This window comes from Micromonospora sp. CA-244673, assembly GCF_050948395.1.
Lineage (GTDB): Bacteria > Actinomycetota > Actinomycetes > Mycobacteriales > Micromonosporaceae > Micromonospora.
In genome coordinates this window covers 4,699,420-4,721,532 of record NZ_CP192019.1, presented here as the reverse complement: position 1 = coordinate 4,721,532, position 22,113 = coordinate 4,699,420, and the positions used below count along the sequence as shown (strand labels likewise).

At 74.8% G+C, this 22,113-nt stretch carries 1 protein-coding gene; it reads right to left on the bottom strand.

Going from position 1 to position 22,113, the window contains the following annotated elements:
• Nucleotides 1–59 precede the first annotated feature (59 nt).
• Complete coding sequence (locus ACQP12_RS21585) at nucleotides 60–22,106, bottom strand: SDR family NAD(P)-dependent oxidoreductase (protein WP_433281464.1); 22,047 nt, start codon at nucleotides 22,104–22,106, stop codon at nucleotides 60–62.
• Nucleotides 22,107–22,113 lie beyond the last annotated feature (7 nt).

The window sequence follows — 22,113 nt, the reverse complement described above, 5'->3', positions numbered from 1 at the left end:
CAGGTAGTCGCGGAGCTTTTCCTCGTTGGACATGTGGGGCCCCTCGCGGCGGTCGGTGATCAGAGTTCGTTGTCGATGAAGGCGAAGAGGTCGTCGTCGCTGGCCGTGGCGAGCTGCTCCGCCACCGCCTCCGGCGCGTCCGGGCCCGGTGTGTCCGCCTCCTCGAGCCGGGCGAGCAGGTGCTGCAACCGGGCGGCCAGCCGGCTCCGGGACTCCCCGTCCGCGGTGAGGTCGCCGAGCCGGCTCTCGGCCTGCTCCAGCTCCACCAGCAGCGCGTCGACCGGCGACGCCTCGGCCGGCGCGAGCTGCTGGCGCAGGTACTCGGCCAGCACGTCGGTCGTGGGGTAGTCGAAGACCACCGTGGCGGGCAGCCGCAGCCCGGTCGCCCCGTTGAGGCGGTTGCGCAGCTCCACCGCGGTCAGCGAGTCGAAGCCCAGTTCCTTGAACGCCCGGCCGTCGTCGATCCCGTCCGGGGAGGCGTGGCCCAGCACCGTGGCCACCTGCGCGCGGACCAGCCCGCGTAGCTGCTCGTGCTGTTCCTCCCGGGACGACCCGGCCAGCCGCCGGCCCCAGCCGTCGGCGCCGTCCCCGGCCGGCACCTGCGCCCCGGCGGCCGCCCGCCGCGCCGGGGCGCGGACCAGGCCGCGCAGGATCGCCGGCAGCGCCTCGGGGTCGGCGCCCAGCGCGCGCACGTCAAGACGGGTCGGCACGACGTGCGGCAGGGCCAGGGCCCGGGCGGCGTCGAACAGCGCCAGTCCCAGCTCGGTGGGGATCGGGCTGACCCCGGCGCGGGCCATCCGCACCAGGTCGGCCTCGCCGAGGTGGCCGGTCATCGTGCTGGTCTGCGCCCAGAGGCCCCAGCCCAGAGCGGTGGCCGGCAGGCCCTGCCCGTGCCGCCGCACGGCGAGCGCGTCGAGGAAGGCGTTGGCCGCCGCGTAGCTGCCCTGCCCGGGGGTGCCGAGGGTGCCGGCGGCCGACGAGAAGAGGACGAACTCGGCGAGGTCCAGCCCGCTGGTCAGCTCGTGCAGGTGCCACGCCGCGTCCACCTTCGGACGCAGCACCGCGTCGACCCGCTCCGGGGTGAGCGCGGCGATGACGCCGTCGTCGATGACTCCGGCGGCGTGCACCACCATGGTCAGCGGATGTTCGGCCGGCATCCGGTCCAGCAGGGCGGCCAGCGCGTCCCGATCGGCGGCGTCGCACGCCGCCACGGTCACCCGGGCGCCCAGCGCGGTCAGCTCCGCCCGCAGCTCCTCCGCCCCCGGGGCGGCCGCCCCGGTACGGCTGGTCAGCAGCAGGTTCCTCATTCCGTGCCCGGTGACCAGGTGCCGGGCCAGGTGCCCGCCGAGGACGCCGGTGCCGCCGGTGATCAGGACGGTGCCGGCCGGGTCCGCCTGCGGCGGCATGCTCAGCACGACCTTGCCGACGTGCTGGGCCGTGCTCAGGTAGCGCAGCGCCTCCGGCGCCCGGCGGATGTCCCAGACGGTCACCGGCGGCGGCCGCAGCGCGCCGCTCTCGAAGAGCGCGGCGAGCGTGGCCAGCATCTCCTGCACCCGGTCCGGGCCCGGGTCCATGATGTCGAACGCCTGGTAGAGGACGCCCGGGTGGGCGGCGGCGACGTCGCCGGCCGGGCGGATGTCGGTCTTGCCCATCTCGATGAACCGGCCGCCCTCGCCGAGCAGCCGCAGCGACGCGTCGACGAACTCGTGGGCGAGGGCGTTGAGGACCACGTCCACCCCGCGGCCGCCGGTGGCCGCCCGGATCCGCTCCTCGAAGTCGAGGGTCCGGCTGGAGGCGATGTGCCGGTCGTCCAGGCCCTGCTCCCGCAGCGCCGGCCACTTCGGCGGGCTCGCCGTGCCGTAGACCTCGACCCCCCAGTGCCGGGCCAGTTGCAGGGCGGCCATGCCGACCCCGCCGGAGGCCGCGTGCAGCAGCAGCGTCTCGCCGGGCTGGATCCGGGCCAGGTCGGCGAGCCCGTGGTACGCGGTCAGGAACACCACCGGCACCGCTGCCGCCTCGACGAACGACCAGCCGGAGGGCATCCGCGCTATCAGCCGGTGGTCGGCCAGCGCCAGCGGACCGATGCCACTGATCATGAGGCCCATCACCCGGTCGCCGACGGCCACCGTGGTGACGTCCGGCGCCACCTCGACCACCACACCGGACGCCTCACCCATCACCGGGCGGGTGTCGGTGGTGACCATGCCCAGCGCCAGCAGCGCGTCCCGGAAGTTCAGGCCGGCGGCCCGCACGGCGACGCGTACCTGGCCGGGTGCGAGGGGCTGCCCGGCCTCGTCGTGCGGCACCACGGCGAGGCTGTCCAGCGTGCCGGACCCGGTGAGGACCAGCCGCCACAGCTCGTCGGGCAGGGCGAGCATGCCCTCGGTGCCGGCATGCGCGAGCCGCGCCGCGTGGACGACGCCCCGGCGGATGGCGAGTTGCGGCTCGCCGGTGGCCAGCGCTGCGGGCAGCGCCGGTGCGGACGCCTCGTGCCCGTCGAGGTCGGCCAGGACCAACCGGTCCGGGTTCTCCGCCTGCGCCGTCTTCAGCAGGCCCCACACCGCCGCCCCGGCCAGGGCCGCGGCGGTGTCGCCGGGCCGGGCCGCCACCGCGTCCCGGGTCAGCACCACGAGCCGCGACCCGGCCAGCTCCGGGCGGCCCAGCCACGTCCGGACCAGGTCCAGGGACCGGTGGGTCGCGGTCCGGGCCAGGTCGGCGCCGGCCGGACCGTCCGCGTCCGCGGTCACCAGCACCGCCTCGGGTACGCCGGCGCCGCCGGCCAGCGCGGTGGCCAGGGCCTCCAGATCCGGGTACGCCTCGACGGGCACCCCGAGTCCGGGCGGCACGGCCCCCAGCGCGGCCCACCGCGGGCCGGTGACCCCGGGCAGGTCGGTGACCGGCGCCCAGTCGAGCTGGAACAGGCTCTCCCGGACGGCACGGTCGCCGCCGAGGTGTCCGGCGGGCAGGGGCCGGACGGTGAGGGCGTCGACGGTGACGACGGGCGCGCCGGTGGGGTCGGTGGCGTGCAGCCGGAGGGTGTCGTCGCCGGTCGCTTCGAGCCGGACCCGCAGGTGCCGGGCGCCGACGGCGTGCAGCGTGACCCCGGCCCAGGCGAACGGGAGCCGGATGCCGTCAGCGCCGCCGGCGAGAGCCATCGGGTGCAGGGCGGCGTCGAGCAGCGCCGGATGGACGCCGTGGCCACCGGCGGCCACGGCGTCGGGCAGGTGGACGTCCGCGTGCAGGGTGTCGCCGTCGCGCCAGACCGCCTTGACGCCCTGGAACGCCGGACCGTAGTGCAGGCCGGTGGCGGCCAGGGTGTCGTAGAGGGCGTCGATGGCGATCCGGGTGGCGCCGGGTGGCGGCCAGGCGGTGGGGTCGTCGCCGGCCGGGGTGGGCCCGCCGGTGGTGAGGGTGCCGGTGGCGTGCCGCGTCCAGGTCTCGTCGTGGGCGGGCCGGGTGTGGATGCTGAGTGTGCGACGCCCGTCCCGGTCGGGTCCGACTTCGACGTGCAGTTGCAGGTCGCTGTCGGTGTCGAGGGTGAGTGGGGTTTCGATGGTGAGGTCGTCGAGGTGGGGGTGTCCGGTGTGGTGGCCGGCGTGCAGGGCCAGGTCGACGTAGGCGGTGCCGGGCAGGAGGACGGTGCCGGTGACGGTGTGGTCGCGGAGCCAGGGTTGCCGGTCGGGGGTGAGTCGGCCGGTGAAGAGGTGTCCCTGGTGGTCGGGCAGCTCGATGGCGGCGGCGAGCAGCGGGTGGACGGTCGGGTCCTGGCCTAGGTCGGCGGCGTCGCTGATGGTGGTCGGGGCGTGCAGCCAGTAGCGCTGCCGTTGGAAGGCGTAGGTGGGTAGGTCGACCGCCGGGACCGCGGCGGGCAGCAGCGGCTGCCAGTTCACCGGGAGGCCGTGGGTGTGTGCGATGGACAGGGCGGTGGCGAGTTGGCCGGTGGTGTCGCGGCGCATGCTGGGCAGGGCGACGATGTCGCGCTGGTCGGCGGTGTCCTCGATGGGTTGGATGAGGACGGGGTGGGGGCTGACCTCGATGAACGTGGCGTAGCCGTCACGCAGCAGGGCCTCGGTGGCGGTCTGGAACTGCACGGGGTGGCGCAGGTTGTCGTACCAGTAGTCGGTGGTGAGGGTGTCGGTGTCGATGCGGTCGCCGGTGAACGTGGAGTAGAACGCGACGTCGGTGGGGGTGGGGGTGATGCCGTCGAGGGCGGCGAGGATTTCGTCGCGCAGTGCTTCGACGTGGGGGGTGTGGGAGGCGTAGCCGACCGGCAGGATCCGGGCGGGGATCTCCTGCTCCTTGCAATGGGCGACTGCTGCGGCGACGGCGTCGGGGTCGCCCGCGATGACCGTGGCGTTGGGTCCGTTGACGGTGGCGATGTGCGCCCGTCCGTCGAAGGCAGCCAGGAGTTCGGTGACCTGGTCGGCGGGCAGGGCGAGAGAGGCCATGTCACCTTGGCCGATGAGTGCCCGCAGGGCTTGGGCGCGCAGGGCGACGATCTTCGCGGCGTCGTCGAGGGAGAGTGCCCCGGCGGCGTGCGCGGCCGCGATCTCGCCCTGGGAGTGGCCAATCACGGCGTCAGGGACGATCCCGTGGTGCCGCCACACGGCGGCCAGCCCGGTCATGACGGCGAACAGGACGGGTTGGACCACGTCCACCCGGGTCAACCAGTCCGGGTCGTCGTCATCCAGCACCTCACGCAGGTCCCAGTCGACGTGCGGACGCAGCGCCCCCGCGCAGGCGTCGAGGTGGGCGGCGAACACCTCGCTCTGCGCGGCCAGTTCGCGGCCCATGCCGAGCCATTGGCCGCCCTGGCCGGGGAACACGAACACGGTCCGGCCGGTGTGGGTGGCGGTGTGCTGGAGCAGGGCGGGGTGCGGCCGGTCCTCGGCCAGCGCGCGCAGCGCCGCCATCTGCTCGGCGCCGGGCAGCACCGCCGCCCGCTGGGGGAACGCTGCCCGCCCGGTGACCAGCGCCGCCGCGACCGCGGCCGGCTCGACCTCCGGGTGCCCCTGCGCGTACGCCATCAGGCGAGCGGCCTGGTCGCGGAGCGCGGCCGGGGTCTTCGCGGAGAGCAGCCACGGCAGCGGCACGGCGGGTGACGGCTGGTCGGGCTCGGCGCCGGCCGGCGTCCCGACCGCGACTGCGCCCGCCACCACCGGGCCGGACCCGGACGGTGCCGGCCCGCCGGCCGGGGCCTGCTCGATGATGAGGTGGGCGTTGGTGCCGCTGATGCCGAAGGAGGAGACTCCGGCGCGGCGGGGCCGGTCGGTGTCGGGCCAGGGTTGGGCGTCGGTGAGCAGGGCGACGGCGCCGGCGTCCCAGTCGACGTGGGAGCTGGGTGTGTCGACGTGCAGCGTCTTGGGTAGGACGCCGTGGCGGATGGCCTGGACCATCTTGATGATTCCGGCGACGCCGGCGGCGGCCTGGGTGTGCCCGATGTTCGACTTGATCGACCCGAGCCACAACGGCTCGTCGCGGTCCTGCCCGTAGGTCGCCAGCAACGCCTGAGCTTCGATCGGGTCGCCCAGGGCCGTGCCGGTGCCGTGGGCTTCGACGGCGTCGACGTCGATGGGGGCGAGGCGGGCGTTGGCCAGGGCCTGGTGGATGACGCGTTGCTGGGCGGGTCCGTTGGGGGCGGTCAACCCGTTGCTGGCCCCGTCCTGGTTGACGGCGGAGCCGCGGATGACGGCGAGTACGTGGTGGCCGTTGCGGTGGGCGTCGGAGAGGCGTTCCAGCAGGATCAGTCCGGCGCCCTCGCCCCAGCCGGTGCCGTCGGCGGTGTCCGCGAAGGACTTGCAGCGGCCGTCGGCCGACAGGCCCCGCTGGCGGGCGAACTCCACGAACGTGGTCGGCGTGGCCATGACGGTCACGCCGCCGGCCAGCGCGAGACTGCAGTCGCCGTTGCGCAGGGACTGGATCGCCAGGTGGGCGGCGACCAGGGACGAGGAGCAGGCCGTGTCCAGGGTGACCGCCGGCCCCTGCAGCCCGAGGGTGTACGCCAGGCGGCCGGAGGCAATGCTGCCGGCGCTGCCGTTGCCGAGATAGCCCTCGAAGCCCTCCGGCACCTGCTGGAACCGGGTCGCGTAGTCGTTGTACATGACGCCGGTGAAGACGCCGGTGGCGGACGCGCGCAGGCCGTCGGGGTCGATGCCCGCCCGTTCCAGGGCTTCCCAGGCGGTTTCGAGGAGGAGTCGCTGTTGGGGGTCGGTGGCGGCGGCTTCGCGGGGGCTGATGCCGAAGAAGTCGTTGTCGAACTCGTCGGCGTGGTGCAGGAACCCGCCGTGCCGCGCGTACGTGGTGCCGGGGTGGTCCGGGTCGGGATGGTAGAGCCGGTCGAGGTGCCAGCCACGGTTGGTGGGGAATCCGCTGATCGCGTCCGTGCCGTCGGAGACCAGTCGCCAGAGTTCGTCGGGAGTGGTCACGCCGCCGGGGTAGCGGCAGGCCATCCCAATGATGGCGATCGGCTCGTCGGCGGCGAGGCCCGCCGCGGCGGCGCGGGCGGCCGCCCCGTCCCCGGCAGGCCGGAGCTGCGCGTGCAGATGCCCGGCGAGGGCCTCGGCGGTCGGGTGGTCGAAGACCAGGGTGGCGGGCAGCCGCAGGCCGGTGGCGGTGGCGAGCTGGTTGCGCAGGTTCACGGCGGTGAGTGAGTCGAAGCCGAGGTCCCGGAACGTCCGCCGTGGGTCGACGGCGTCGGCGTCGGCGTGGCCGAGCACTCCGGCGATCTCGTCGCGGACCAGGTGGAGCAGCAGGCGTTCCTGCTCGGCGTGGGTGAGCGTGGCGAGCCGGTCCGCCAGCCGCCGGCCGCCGGCCGGGGCGTCCGCCGCCGTACGCCGCGCGACCTCGGGGTTGAGCAGGCGCAGGGCGGTGGGGGTGAGTTTGGCGGGGATGAGGGTGGGGTGGCCGGTGTGCAGGGCGGTGTCGAGCAGTCGCAGGGCTTCGTGGGTGGGCAGGGGGAGGATGCCCGCCTGTGCGATCCGGGTCTGGTCGGTGGTGTCGAGGGTGGCGGTGATGTCGCTGGTGTGGGCCCAGAGTCCCCAGGCGAGGCTGGTGGCGGGTAGGCCTGCGGTGTGGCGGTGGTGGGCGAGGGCGTCGAGGTAGGTGTTGGCGGCGGCGTAGTTGGCTTGTCCGGGGCTGCCGAGGGTGCCAGCGGCCGACGAGTAGAGGACGAACGCGGCGAGGTTGAGGTCGAGGGTGGCGTGGTGCAGGTGCCAGGCGGCGTCGACTTTGGGTCGGAGGACGGTGTGGACCTGTTCGGGGGTGAGGGTGGTGAGGGTGGCGTCGTCGGTGGTGCCGGCGGTGTGGAACACGGCGGTGAGGGGGTGCTCGGCGGGGATCCCGGCGATGAGTGAATCCACGGCGTTGGGGTCGGTGGTGTCGCAGGCGGTGATGGTGACGGTGGCGCCCAGGTTCTGAAGGCGGGCGGCGAGCTCCGGTGCCCCGGGGGCGTCCGGGCCGCGGCGGCTGGCGAGCAGGAGGTGCCGGGTGCGGCCGGTGGTGGTGAGGTGTTCGGCGAGCAGGGCGCCGAGGGTGCCGGTCCCGCCAGTGATCAACACCGTTCCCTCCGGGTCCAGCTCGGGGACCGGGTTCTCCGCCGTCGTGGTGACGCGGGAAACCCGGGGCGCCAGCAGCCCACCATCCCGGATCGCCAGCTGCGGCAGGCCCGTGGCGGCCGCGGCCGCGACCAGCTCCTCCCCGGCGGCGTCGACGTCGACCAGCACGATCCGGTCCGGGTTCTCCGCCTGCGCCGAGCGGACCAGCCCCCACAGCGCGGCGGTGGGCAGGTCGACGTCCTCGCCGGCCCGCGTCGCCAACGCGCCACGGGTCAACACGACCAGGCGGCCGGCGGCGGACCGGTCGTCGGCGAGCCACTCCCGCAGGGCCGTGGTGGCCCGCTCGGCGAGATCGTGGGTCGCGGCGACCACGTCCCCGTCCCCGGCCGGCTCGACCCGCACCACCACGAGCTCCGCCCCGTCCGCGACGGCACCCGCCGCGAGGCCAGCCAGGTCCACGACGGCCGGCAGCGGGCCGTCGGCCCGACCATCCGGTACGGCCACCCAGACGACCCGGTGCAGGTCCCGGCTGCCGCCGGAGTCGCCGATCACGGCCGGGCGGACGGTCAACGCCTCGACGGTCACCACCTCCGCCCCGGCCGGGTCCGTGGCGGTGAGCCGGACCGTGTCCGTACCGGCGGCGCTCACCCGGACCCGCAACGTGGTGGCATCGGTGGCGTGCAGGGCGACCCTGGTCCACGCGAACGGCAGGCGTACACCGTCCCCCACGAGCAGGAGGGCGAGCGGGTGCAGGGCGGCGTCGAGCAGGGCCGGGTGGATGCCGTACCCCCGGGTGCTCACCTGCTCCGGCAGCACCACCTCGGCGTGGACGGTGTCCCCGTCCCGCCACGCGGCGCGTACCCCCTGGAAGGTGGGCCCGTAGTCGACGCCCGCGTCGGCGAACGCCGCGTACAGGGCGTCCACGTCGACCAGCTCCCCGGCCGGCGGCCACACGGCGGCCGGCGAGCCCGCGGCGGGTGCGGTACGGGACAGGACGCCGGACGCGTGGAGGGTCCACTCGCCGTCCGGGTCGTCCTGCGCCCGTGACCGGATGCTCACCGGTCGCCGGTGGCCGTCCGCCGCACCCAGTTCCACCTGTAGGTGCCGGGTGGTGTCCGGGCCGAGGGTGAGGGGCGCCTCGATGGTGAGGTCGTCCAGGTGGGGGTGCCCGGTGTGGTGGCCGGCGTGCAGGGCGAGGTCGACGTACGCGGTGCCGGGCAGCAGGGTGGTGCCGGCGATGGTGTGGTCGGCCAGCCAGGCGTGGGTGTGTGGGGACAGCCGTCCGGTGAAGAGGTGTCCCTGGTCGTGGGGAAGTTCGATGGCCGCGCCGAGGAGCGGGTGTCCGCTGCTCCGCAGGCCGAGGTCCTCGGCGTCGCTGACCACGGATTCGGCGTGGAGCCAGTAGCGCCGGTGCTGCCAGGGATAGGTGGGCAACGGGACCGGCGGGACCGGGGTGGCGGGCAGCAGGGGCGCCCAGTCGACGGTCAGGCCGCTGGTGTGGGCGGTGGCGAGGGCGGTGAGCAGCGTTGTGGTGCCGTCGTGTCCGCGCTGTTGGGTGGGGATGGCGGTGGCGTCGGTGAGGGTTTCCTGGGTGAGGGTGCTCAGTGTCGCGTCGGGTCCGACTTCGATGTAGTGGGTGACGCCGAGGTGGTGCAGGGTTTGGGTGCCGGCTTTGTAGTTGACGGTTTCGCGGATGTGGCGGGTCCAGTAGTCGGGGTCGGCGAGTTGCTCGTCGGTGGCGAGCTGTCCGGTCAGGTTGGACACGATGGGCAGCGCCGCCGGCCGGTAGGTGACCTGGGCGGCTGCTTCCCGGAAGTCGTCGAGGATCGGGTCGGTGTGGGCGGAGTGGAAGGCATGCGCGACGTGCAGCTTCCGGGCTCGCACCCCGTCGGCGGCGAGCTGCGCGGCGATGGTGTCGATTGCCTCGGGGTTGCCGGCGAGGACGAGTGACGTGGGGCTGTTGTGCCCGGCCAGGCTCACGTCGGGGTGGGTGCCGAGGATCGGTTGGATGCGGTCCAGGGGTGCGGTGACGGCGAGCATCGCGCCGGCGGGCATGGCGTGCATGAGTCGGGCGCGGGTGGCGACGAGCTGGGCGGCGTCGTCAAGATCCAGGATGCCGGCGATGTGGGCGGCGGTGAGTTCGCCGATCGAGTGGCCGATGAGGTGGTCGGGTCGGACTCCGAAGCTGTCGAGGAGCCGGACCATGGCGGTCTCGGCGGCGAACAGGGCGGGTTGGGTGTAGAGCGTCTGTCCGAGGAGGTCGGTGGAGGCGCCGCACATGACTTCCCGCAGTGGGTGGTCCAGGTGCGGGTCCAGGGCGGCGCAGGCCTCGTCGAGGGCGGCGGCGTAGACGGGGAAGCGGGCGTAGAGGTCGGCGGTCATGCCGGGGTGCTGGGCGCCCTGGCCGGTGAACAGGAACGCCACCTTCCCGACCGTGCCGGCCGCGCCGGTGACCAGCGCCGGGTGCGACTCGCCGGCCGCGAGCGCCCGCACCGCCGTGGCCAGCGCGCCGTCCGCCGCGCCGTCCGCCGCGTCGAGCGCCGGCACGAACGCCGCCCGGTGGGCGAGGAACGCCCGGCCCGTCGCGAGGGTCCGGGCCACTGCCGCCCGGTCCAGGGCCGGGTCCGCCTCGAGCAGCTCGGCCAGCCGTCCCGCCTGGGCGCGCAGCGCCGCCGGACTCTTCGCCGACAGCAGCCACGGCAGCGGCGCCACCGGCTCGCCCGCCGGCACGGCCGACCGCGCCGGCGCCTCCTCCAGGATCACGTGGGCGTTCGTGCCGCTGATGCCGAACGACGACACCCCGGCCCGGCGCGGCCGGTCCGCGCGTGCCGGCCAGGGCCGGGCCTCGGCCAGGAGCGCGACCGCGCCCGCCGCCCAGTCGACATGCCGGCTGGGCGCGTCGGCGTGCAGCGTCGGTGGCAGCTCGCCGTGCCGTAGCGCCTCGACCATCTTGATGATCCCGGCGACGCCCGCGGCGGCCTGGGTGTGCCCGATGTTGGACTTGACCGACCCGAGCCACAGGGGCTCGTCGCGCTCCTGGCCGTAGGTGGCCAGCAGCGCCTGGGCCTCGATGGGATCGCCGAGGGTCGTACCCGTGCCGTGTGCCTCGACCGTGTCGATGTCGGTGGGGGTGAGGCGGGCGTTGGCCAGGGCCTGCCGGATGACCCGCTGCTGCGACGGCCCGTTCGGGGCGGTCAGGCCGTTGCTGGCGCCGTCCTGGTTGACCGCGGAGCCGCGGATGACCGCGAGCACCGGGTGGCCGTGGCGGCGGGCGTCGGAGAGCCGTTCCAGCACCAGCAGGCCGGCGCCCTCGCTCCAGCCCGTGCCGTCGGCGGTGTCCGCGAAGGACTTGCACCGGCCGTCGGGGGCGAGCCCCCGCTGGCGGGCGAACTCGACGAAGGTGGTGGGCGTGGCCATCACCGTGGCCCCGCCGGCCAGGGCCAGTTCGCACTCGCCGTTGCGCAGCGCCTGCATGGCGAGGTGGGTGGCGACCAGCGACGACGAGCAGGCGGTGTCCACGGTCACCGCGGGGCCTTCCAGCGCCAGGGTGTACGCGAGCCGCCCGGAGGCGATGCTCGGCGCGCTGCCGTTGCTCAGATGACCCTCGTAGCCGTCCGGGATGTGGTGCTGCAACCGGGTGGCGTAGTCGTTGTACATGATCCCGGTGAACACGCCCGTGTCACTGTGCCGCAGCCCGTGCGGGTTGATCCCCGCCGACTCCAGCGCCTCCCAGGCGGTCTCCAGCAGCAGCCGGTGCTGCGGGTCCGTGGCCGTGGCCTCGCGCGGGCTGAGGCCGAAGAAGTCGGCGTCGAAGCCGTCGGCGTCGTGCAGGAAGCCGCCGTGGCGGGTGTAGGTGGTGCCGGGGTGGTCGGGGTCGGGGTGGTGCAGGCGGTCGAGGTGCCAGCCGCGGTTGGTGGGGAATTCGCTGATGGCGTCGATCCCGCCGGCGACGAGCTGCCACAGCTGCTCGGGGGAGGCGACCCCGCCGGGATAGCGGCAGGCCATGCCGACGATGGCGATCGGTTCGTCCACGGCGGCCGCGGTGGCGACGGCCCGGCCGGCGGTGGGCCCGGCAGTGGGGTCGAGCTGCGCCAGCAGGTGGGTGGCGAGGGCCTCGGCGGTGGGGTGGTCGAAGATCAGGGTGGCGGGTAGCCGCAGGCCGGTGGCCGCGGTGAGCCGGTTGCGCAGGTCCACGGCGGTGAGCGAGTCGAACCCGAGGTCCTTGAACGCCCGCTGCGGCGCCACACTCCCGGCGCCGGAGTGACCCAGCACGGTGGCGATCTCGACCCGGACCAGGTCCAGCACCAGCCGCAGCCGCTCCGCCGGCCCGAGCCCGGCCAGCCGACCGGCCAGCCCCTGCGCGGCGGCGGCGGTGGCGGCGTTGCGCCGTCCGGCGGCCGGGGACAGCCCGTACAGCCCGCTCAGGGTGAGGTTCGCCGCGACGACGGCGGGGCGCCGCTGGTCGAGCGCCACGTCGAGCAGGGCGAACGCCTCGTCGGCGGCCAGCGGACGCAGGCCGCCCCGGCCGATCCGGGCCTGGTCACCCCGGCCCAGACCGGCGGTCATCCCGCTCTCCTGCGCCCACAACCCCCAGGCCAGGGACGTGGCCGGCAGCCCCTGCGCGGCGCGGTGCCACGCCAGAGCGTCGAGGAACGCGTTCGCGGCGGCGTAGTTGCCCTGACCCGGGCTGCCCAGCGTCCCGGCGACCGAGGAATACAGCACGAACGCCGCGAGCGGCAGGTCCCGGGTGGCCCGGTGCAGATGCCACGCACCGTCCACCTTGGGCCGCAACACCGCGTGCAGCTGGTCCGAAGTGAGGGTGTGCAGCGCCGCGTCGTCGACCACCCCGGCCGTGTGGAAGACGGCCGTGAGCGGGTGCCCGGCCGGGATCCCGGCGACCAGGGCGGCCACCGCCTCCGGGTCGGTGACGTCGCACGCCGCGACGGTCACCTCGGCGCCCGCCTCGGCCAGCCGGTCGAGCAGGTCACCGGCGCCGTCGCCGCCACGCCGGCTGACCAGCAGCAGCCGCCGGGCCCGGCCGGCGCGTACCAGATGCTCGGCCAGCATCCCGCCCAGCGCGCCGGTGCCGCCGGTGATGAGCACCGTGCCGTCCGGATCGAACGATGGTGCCGGCGGGGCGGCCGGCGGGGCGAGCCGGGTCAGGTGCGGGGCCAGCAGGTCGCCGTCGCGGACGGCGAGCTGCGGTTGCCCGGCGGCGACCGCCGCGCCGATCCGCTCGTCGCGGACGTCGTCGGCGTCAACCAGCAGGAACCGGTCCGGGTGCTCGGCCTGGGCGCTGCGGACCAGGCCCCAGAGCCCCGCCCCGGCCAGGTCGGTCACCTCGTCCTCGGCCCGCGCCGCCACCGCGCCGCTGGTCACCACGACCAGGCGGGCCGCGGCGAACCGGTCGTCGGCGAGCCACCGCCGGAGCAGGCCGAGGGTCTCCTCGACCCGCTGGTGGGTCGCGGCCACCGGCTCGTCGCCGCCGGTCGTGGCGTGCAGCAGCACCGTCTCCGGCACCGGCCGCCCGTCCGCGTCGAGCAGCGCGCCCAGCTCGGCGGGGGAGAGCAGGTCGCCCGCCGGCGCGGAAACCCCCGACGGTACGGGGCTCCAGGCCACCCCGAGCAGCTGGCCGGCCCGGGCGCCGGTGAGCTGCTCCGGCACGGCCCGCACGGTCAGCGCCGCCACCGTCACCACCGCAGCGCCGGCCGGGTCGGTGGCGGTGAGACGCACCGTGTCCGGGTCGACCCGGTGGAAGTCCACCCGCAGCGTCCGGGCGCCGGTGGCGTGCAGGGCGACCCCGGTCCACGCGAACGGCAGCCGCATCCGGTCGTCGCCGGTGAGGGCGATCGGGTGCAGCGCGGCGTCGAGCAGGGCGGGGTGCACGCCGTACCCGGTGGGGTCCACCTCCTCGGGGAGGGTGACCTCGGCGTACAGGTGGTCGTCGGCGCGCCAGGCGGCGTGCAGGCCGCGGAAGCTCGGCCCGTACGCGACGCCGGCGTCGTGCAGCCCGTCGTAGAAGTCGGCCAGGCCGACCGGGGTGGCCCCGTCCGGCGGCCACTGCGTCGCACCCGCGGTGGCCGCCGGCCCGACGGGGTGGAGGGTGCCGGTGGCGTGCCGGGTCCACGGGCCGTCCGACCCGGCGGGCCGGGAGTGCACGCTGACCGACCGCGCCGGGCCGGCCGGCGTCACCTCCACCTGGAGGTCCAGCGCGCCCTGCCCGGGCAGGGCGAGCGGCGCCTCGATGGTCAACTCGTCCAGGTACGGGTGTCCGGCGTGGTGGCCGGCGTGCAGGGCGAGGTCGACGAACGCGGTGCCGGGGAGCAGCGCCGTGCCGGCGATGACGTGCTCGGCGAGCCAGGGGTGGGTGGCGGTGGAGATCCGGCCGGTGAAGAGGTGGGTGTCCTGGTGGGCCAGGGTGAGGGCCGCCCCGAGCAGCGGATGCCCGGCGCCGGCCAGGCCCAGGTCGCCCGGCTCGGTCAGGGTGGTCCCGTGGTGCAGCCAGTACCGCTGGTGCTGGAACGGGTAGGTGGGCAGCGGGACCGGTGGGACCGGGCCGGAGGGGAGCAGCGGTGACCAGTCGACGGTCAGGCCGCTGGTGTGTGCGGTGGCCAGGGCGGTGAGCAGCGTGGTGGTGCCGTCGTGTCCGCGCTGCTGTGTGGCGATGGTGGTGGCGTCGGTGAGGGTTTCCTGGGTGAGGGTGCCCAGCGTCGCGTCTGGGCCGACTTCGATGTAGTGGGTGACGCCCAGGTCGTGCAGGGTTCTGGTGCCGGCGTTGTAGTCGACGGTTTCGCGGATGTGGCGGGTCCAGTAGTCGGGGTCGGCGAGTTGCTCGTCGGTGGCGAGGTGTCCGGTCAGGTTGGACACGATCGGCAGCGAAGCCGGCCGATAGGTGACCTGCGCGGCGGCTTCCCGGAAGTCATCGAGGACCGGATCGGTGTGTGCGGAGTGGAAGGCGTGCGCGACGTGCAGCTTCCGGGCCCGGATGCCGTCGGCGGTGAGGCTTGCGACGATGGTGTCGATTGCCTCGGGATTGCCGGCGAGGACGAGTGACGTGGGGCTGTTGTGCCCGGCCAGGCTCACGTCCGGATATGCGGCCAGGAGAGGTTGGATCCGGTCCAGGGGCGCGGTGACGGCGAGCATGGCCCCGGGCGGCATGGCGTGCATGAGTCGGGCCCGGGTGGTGACGAGACATGCGGCGTCGTCAAGGTTTAGGACGCCGGCGATGTGCGCGGCGGTCAGTTCGCCGATGGAGTGCCCAATGAGGAAGTCGGGTCGCAGCCCGAAGCTGTCGAGGAGCCGCACCATGGCGGTCTCCGCCGCGAGCAGGGCCGGCTGGGTGTAGCGGGTCTGTCCGAGCAGGTCGGTGTGCTCGCCGCACATGACCTCCCGCAGCGGGTGTTCCAGGTGCGGGTCCACAGCGGCGCAGACCTCATCCAGAGCGGCGGCGTAGACCGGGAAACGGGCGTAGAGGTCGGCGGTCATGCCGGGGTGCTGGGCGCCCTGGCCGGTGAACAGGAACGCCACCTTGCCGTCGCGCACCGATCCCTGTACCAGGGTCGGGTGGGAGCCGCCGGTGGCCAGGGTGCGCAGGGCGGCGATCAGGTCCGCCGTGGTGTGCGGCTCACCGTCCGGGCCGTCCACCGGCGGAACGATCGCCGCCCGGTGGTCGAACGCCGCCCGGCTGGTCGCCAGCGCGTGGGCGACCTGGGCCGGAGCCAGGTCCGGTCGCTCGTCGAGCAACTCCGCCAGCCGGGCCGCCTGGTCGCGCACCGCCGCCGGGGTACGCGCCGACAGCAGCCACGGCATGGGTGCGGGCGCCTCGGTTGGCGCCGACGCCGCCGTCTCCGGCGCCTCCTCGATGATCAAGTGGGCGTTGGTGCCGCTGATGCCGAACGACGACACCCCGGCCCGGCGCGGCCGGTCCACCCGGCGCGGCCATGCCCGCGGCTCGGTCAGCAGCGCCACCGACCCGAGCTCCCAGTCGACCCGGCTGCTGGGTGTGGCGGCGTGCAGGCTGCGCGGCAGCAGGTCGTGTTCCAGGGACAGGACGAGTTTGATGATGCCGGCGACGCCGGCCGCGGCCTGGGTGTGGCCGATGTTCGACTTGACCGACCCCAGCCACAGCGGCTCCTCGCGCTCCTGCCCGTACGTGGCGAGCAGCGCGTGCGCCTCGATCGGATCGCCGAGGACGGTGCCGGTGCCGTGCGCCTCCACCGCGTCCACCTCGGCCGGCGAGAGCCGGGCGGCCGTCAGGGCCTGCCGGATCACCCGCTGTTGCGCGGGCCCGTTCGGCGCGGTCAGCCCGTTGCTGGCCCCGTCCTGGTTCACGGCCGAACCGCGGATCACCGCGAGCACCCGGTGCCCGTTGCGGCGCGCGTCGGAGAGCTTCTCCAGCACCACGAGCCCGGCGCCCTCGCCCCAGCCGGTGCCGTCGGCCTCCGTCGAGAAGGACTTGCACCGCCCGTCGGTGGCCAGGCCCCGCTGCCGGGCGAACTCCACGAAGATCTTCGGGGTGGCCATGATGGTCGCCCCGCCGACCAGGGCCAGCGAGCACTCGCCGTCGTGCAGCGCGCGGATCGCCAGGTGCGCCGCCACGAGCGAGGAGGAGCAGGCCGTGTCGATGGTGATCGCCGGGCCCTGCAACCCGAGCGCGTACGCGATCCGGCCCGACGCCACGCTGGTGGTATTGCCGGTCAGCAGGTAGCCGGCCAGGTCGGCCGGGGGCGCCAGGGTCGCCGGGGCGTACTCCTGGGCGACCACGCCGGTGAACACCCCGGTCACGCTGCCCCGCACCGACGACGGGTCGATGCCGGCGTGCTCCAGGGCCTCCCACGCGGTCTCCAGCAGGAGCCGCTGCTGGGGGTCGGTGGCCAGGGCCTCCCGCGGGCTGATCTGGAAGAAGTCGGCGTCGAACCGGTCGGCGCCGGAGAGGAAACCGCCGTGCCGGGTGTACGTGGTGCCCGGCTGGTCCGGGTCGGGCGAGTAGAGGGTGTCCAGGTGCCACCCCCGGTCGGTGGGGAAGTCGCCCATGGCGTCGGTGCCGTCGGCGAGCAGCCGCCACAGCTGCTCCGGGCTGTCCGCGCCGGGGAACCGGCAGGCCATGCCCACGATGGCGATCGGCTCGTCGGCGCCGGCCGGGCCGGTGAGCGTCGCGACCGGTCCGGCCGGCTCGGCCCCGGCCAGCAGGGTGACCAGGTGCTGGGCGAGCGCGGCCGGCGTCGGGTGGTCGAAGGCGAGGGTGGTGGGCAGCCGCAGCCCGGTCGCGGTGGCCAGCCGGTTGCGCAGCTCCACAGCGGTCAGCGACTCGAAGCCGAGGTCCTTGAACGGCTGCGCCGCGCCGATCTCCGCGGGGTCGCCGTGCCCGAGCACCACGGCGATCTCCGCGCGTACCACCTCGAGCAGCGCCTGCCGGCGGCCCGCCGGGTCCAGACCGGCCAGCCGCCGGCCCAGGTCGTCGCTGCCGGCGGGGGCCGGCCCGGCCGGGGCGTCGGCAACCGGTACCAGCGGGCGCAGCAGGTCCGGCAGGTCACCCCGGCCGGCCTGCTCGCGCAGCGCCGGCACGTTCCACAGCGTCGCCACCACCTGCGGAAGCCCGCTGTCCAGCGCCGCGTCGAGCATGGCGAGACCCTGGTCGTCGGGGAGCGGCAGCAGCCCCGACGCGGCGATCCGGGCGTGCTCCTCCGCGCCGAGGTGTCCGGTCATGCCGCTGACCCGGGCCCAGAAGCCCCACGCCACGCTCGTGCCGGGCAGGCCGAGGGCGCGGCGACGGCGGGCCAGGGCGTCCAGGAAGCTGTTCGCCGCCGAGTAGTTGGCCTGGCCGGCGCCGCCGAGGGTGCCGGCGATCGACGAGTAGACGACGAAGGCGTCCAGCTCCAGGCCGGCGGTCGCCTCGTGCAGGTGCCAGGCCGCGTCGACCTTGGGGCGCAGCACGGCGTCGACCTGCTCGGTGGTCAGCGTGTGGACCGCCGCGTCGCGCAGCACGCCGGCGGTGTGGAAGACCGCGGCGAGCCGCCGTTCCCGGGACGCCTCGGCGACCAGCGCCCGCACCGCCTCGCCGTCGGCGGTGTCGCAGCCGACCACGCGTACGCCGGTTGCGCCGGCCGCCATCAGCCGGCCGACCAGCTCCTCCGCCCCGGGAGCCTCGGCGCCGCGGCGGCTGGCCAGCACCAGGTGCCGGGCCCGCCCGGTGGCCACCAGGTGTTCGGCGAGCAGCCCGCCGAGGGTGCCGGTGCCGCCGGTGATCAGCACCGCGCCGTCCGGGTCGATCCCGGTCGGCGCGCCGGTGGGTATGACCCGTTCGATCCGGGGCAGGAGCATCCGGCCCTCGCGCAACACCAGCTGCGCCGCGCCGGACTCCACGGCCACGCTGAGCAGATCCCCGCTCGCCGGCGTGCCGTCGGTGTCGACCACCACGAACCGGTCCGGGTGCTCGGTCTGCGCCGACCGCAGCGCACCCCAGACGGCCGCGCCGGCCAGGTCCGCCACGTCCTCCCCGTCGTGCGCGCCGACCGCGCCGCGGGTCAGCACCACCAGCCGGGTGCCGGCCAGGTCGGCGTTGCGGCACCAGGCGCCGACGACCCGGACCACCTCGGCCACCACCGCGTGGGTGGCGGCCACCGGGTCACCGTCCGCGCGGGGCGTCCAGACCACCACGTCGGGCGCGTTCCAGGGGGCGGCCAGCACCTCCTCGACCTCACCGGTCGAGAAGACCTCGACGTCGTACGCCGCGGCGCGGTCGACGGACTCCGCCTCCACCCAGACGAGCCGGTGTACGGGCGGCGCGCCCAGCGCGGCGGTGTTCAGTGGGCGGGTGTGCACCGCCGCCACGGTCAGCACTGGGCTGCCGTCGGCCGCGGTGAGCTGGAGTGCGGTGCGGCTGCCCTCGGTGCGGGCGGTGCTGCGCAGGCTGCCGCCCGCCTCGCCGTGCAGGGTCACCCCGGTGAAGCTGAACGGGATGTCGATCGTGCTGCCGGCGGCCGGCGTGCTCGTCGTGGCCGCCGAGTGGATCGCCGTGTCGAGCACGGCCGGGTGGATGGCGTACCCGGCCGGATCGAGGTCGGCGTGCCGGGTCAGCTCGGCGTACACGGTCCCGGTCCCGCCGTGCCAGGCCCGGCCGATGTTGCGGAACGCCGGGCCGTAGTCCAGTCCCGTGTCGCGCAGCGCCAGGTAGAACGGCGCGGTGTCGTACGCCTCGGCGCCGGCCGGCGGCCAGCCCGACGGGGGCGCGACCGGCGCGACGGCGGCCGTACCGAGGGTGCCGGTGGCGTGCGCGGTCCACACCCCGTCCGGCTCGTTCTCCGGCCGGGTGCTGACGGTGATGGTCCGCCGGCCGGCCCGGTCCGCCGGCTGCACGTGGATCTGCAGATGGACCGGCACGTCCGGGTCGAGGGTGACCGGCGTCTGGATGGTCAGCTCCTCGACGTGCCGGTGGTCGGTCCGCGCGGCGGTGTGCAGGGCGAGTTCGAGCAGCGCGGCGCCGGGCAGGACGGCCCGCCCGTTGATGGTGTGCTGGGCGATCCAGCGGTGCTCCCCGACGGTGATCCGGCCGCTCGCCAGGTACGTCCCGTCCGGCGTGGTGACGGCCGCGCTGACCAGCGGGTGACTCGTGGAGGCCAGGCCGTGCAGGGTCGGCGCGCTGCCGCGCGGCGAGCCGGTCAGCCAGAAGCGCTGGTGCTGGAAGGGATAGGTCGGTAGTGGGAGGTGGGTCCGCGGCGTCGGGAGGTGCCAGTTGACGGTGAGGCCGTGGGTGTGGGCGGTGGCGAGGGCGTGCAGGAATTGGCGGTGGCTGTCGTGGTCGCGTTTGAGGGTGGCGTAGGCCCGCGGTTCGTCGGCGCCGTCCCAGGTGTCGAAGGTTTGTTGGAGGGTGGGGGTGAGGATCGGGTGGGGGGTGGCTTCGATGTAGGTGAGGTGTCCGTCGGTGAGCAGGGCCTTGGTGGCGGTGTGGAGTTGGACTGGTTGGCGGAGGTTGTCGTACCAGTAGTCGGCGGTGAGGGTGGTGGTGTCCCGCTCGGCGCCGGTGACGGTGGAGTAGAAGGCGGTCTGCGAGGGCCGGGGTGCGATGGTGTCGAGTTCGGTGAGGAGGGTGTCGCGCAGGGGTTCGATGTGGGGGGTGTGGGAGGCGTAGTTGACGGCGATGAGGCGGGCTCGGACGTTCTGGTTCTGCAGGGTGTCGACGAGTGCCTGCACTTGGGTGGTGTTGCCGGCGATGACGGTGGTGGTGGGGCTGTTGTGGGCGGCGATGTGCAGGTCGTCGTGCCCGGTGAGCAGGGGGGTGACCTGGTCGGCGGGTAGGGGGATGGAGGCCATGGTGCCGGTGCCGTGCAGCGTGGTGATCTGGCCGGCGCGGGCGGCGGTGATGGTGATCGCGTCTTCGAGGGTCAGTGCGCCGGCGTGGTAGGCGGCGGCGATTTCTCCTTGGGAGTGGCCGAGGACGGCGTCGGGGGTGATGCCGTGGTGGTGCCAGAGGGCGGCGAGGCCGGTCATGACGGCGAAGAGGGTGATCTGGGTGGTGTCGTCGCGGTCCAGCGGTGTGCCGCTGGTCAGCGTCTCCGCGATCGACCAGTCGAGGCCGTGGGTGGTGAGGGCGGTGTCGCAGGCGTGGATGTGGGCGGCGAAGACGGGGTGGGTGAGCAGTTCGCGGGCCATGGCGGGGTGTTGGGAGCCTTGGCCGGCGAAGATGAGGGCGATGCGGCCGGGGTCGGTGGCGTGGCCGGTGACGACGTCGGGGTGCGGCTGGTCGCTCGCGAGGTGTTGGAGTGCGTCGGCGGCGTGGGCGTGCGAGTCGGTGATGATGACGGCGCGGTGGTCGAGGTGGGCGCGCTGACTCGCCAGGGTGCCGGCGAGGTCCGTCAGCGCGGTGTCGGGGTGGGCGGTCAGGTGCGCGGCGAGGCGGGCGGCCTGGTCGCGTAGCGCGGCGGCGGTCTTGCCGGACAGCAGCAGCGGCACCGGCGTGCCGCCCTCGGCCGTGCCGCCCTCGGCCGTGCCGCCCTCGGCCGTGCCGCCCTCGGCCGTGTCGGCCGGTGGGAGGTCCTGTGCGGCCTCGGCTGCGCCCACGGTCGCGGTTCCGCTCGTGGTTGCGCCGGTGGTGCCGTTCGTGGTGTCGGTGCCGCGGGAACCTGCGGCGTGAGCGGGGGCACCGGTCCCGGGCGCCGTGTTGTCTGCCGGGGGTGCTTCGAGGATGAGGTGGGCGTTGGTGCCGGAGAGGCCGAAGGAGGAGATGGCGGCGCGGCGTGGCCGGTCGGGGTGTGCGGGCCAGGGTTGCGGTTGGGTCAGCAGTGCCACCGACCCGCCCGACCAGTTGACGTGGCTGCTGGGGGTGTCGACGTGCAGGGTTTTGGGCAGCTGGCCGTGGTGTAGGGCTTGGACCATTTTGATGATGGCGGCGACGCCGGCGGCGGCTTGGGTGTGTCCGAGGTTGGATTTGATGGAGCCGAGCCACAGGGGTTGGTCACCGTGGCGGTGGCGGCCGTAGGTGGCCAGGAGGGCTTGGGCTTCGATGGGGTCGCCGAGGGTGGTGCCGGTGCCGTGGGCTTCGACGGCGTCGATGTCGGCGGGGGTGAGGCCGGCGTTGGTGAGGGCGTGGTGGATGACGCGTTGTTGGGCGGGGCCGTTGGGGGCGGTGAGTTGGCTGCTGGCGCCGTCCTGGTTGATGGCGGATCCGGCGATGAGGGCGTGGATGGGTAGGTGGTGTTCGTGGGCGTAGGACAGTCGGGTGAGCAGGAGCAGCCCGACGCCTTCGCCCCAGACGGTGCCGTCGGCGGCGTCGGCGAATGCCCGGCACCGGCCGGTGGGCGACAGCGCCCGCTGCCGGCTGAACTGGGTGAAGGCCTTCGGCGTCGCCATCACGGTCGCGCCACCGGCGAGGGCCATCTCGCACTCGCCCTTGCGCAGTGACTGCGCGGCCAGGTGCACGGAGACCAGGGAGGAGGAGCAGGCGGTGTCGACCGTGATCGCCGGACCTTCGAGGCCGAACGTGTACGCGACCCGCCCGGAGGCGATGCTCGGCGCGCTGCCGCTGCCGATCAACCCCTCGAAGCCGGCCGGCGGGGCGTGCTCCAGCCGGGACGCGTAGTCGTCGTACATGACGCCGACGAAGACACCGGTGGCGCTGCCGCGGACGCCGGTGGGGTCGAGGCCGGCCCGCTCGAACGCCTCCCACGCCGTCTCCAGCAGCAGCCGCTGCTGCGGGTCCGCCGCCAGGGCCTCGCGCGGGTTGAGCCCGAACGGGGTCGGGTCGAACAGGGTCGCGTCGTGCAGGAACCCGCCCTCGCGCACGTACGTCCGGCCCGGCGCGTCCGGGTCCGGGTCGTACAACGCCTCGACGTCCCAGCCCCGGTCGGTGGGGAACCCGGAGATCGCGTCCCGGCCGTCGGCCAGCAGCCGCCACAACTCCTCCGGCGACCGCACCCCACCGGGCAACCGGCACGCCATCCCCACCACCGCGATCGGCTCGCGCGCCACCGCCTCCACATCGACCAGACGCTGCCGCGTCTGCTGCAGCTCGGCGGTGGCCCGCTTCAGGTATTCGCGCAGCTTGGCTTCGTTGCTCATGGTGTCA

What these genes read in the sequence shown, in the direction of transcription:
- ACQP12_RS21585 (WP_433281464.1), bottom strand. Translation starts at nt 22,106, where the DNA reads ATGAGCAACGAAGCCAAGCTGCGCGAATACCTGAAGCGGGCCACCGCC.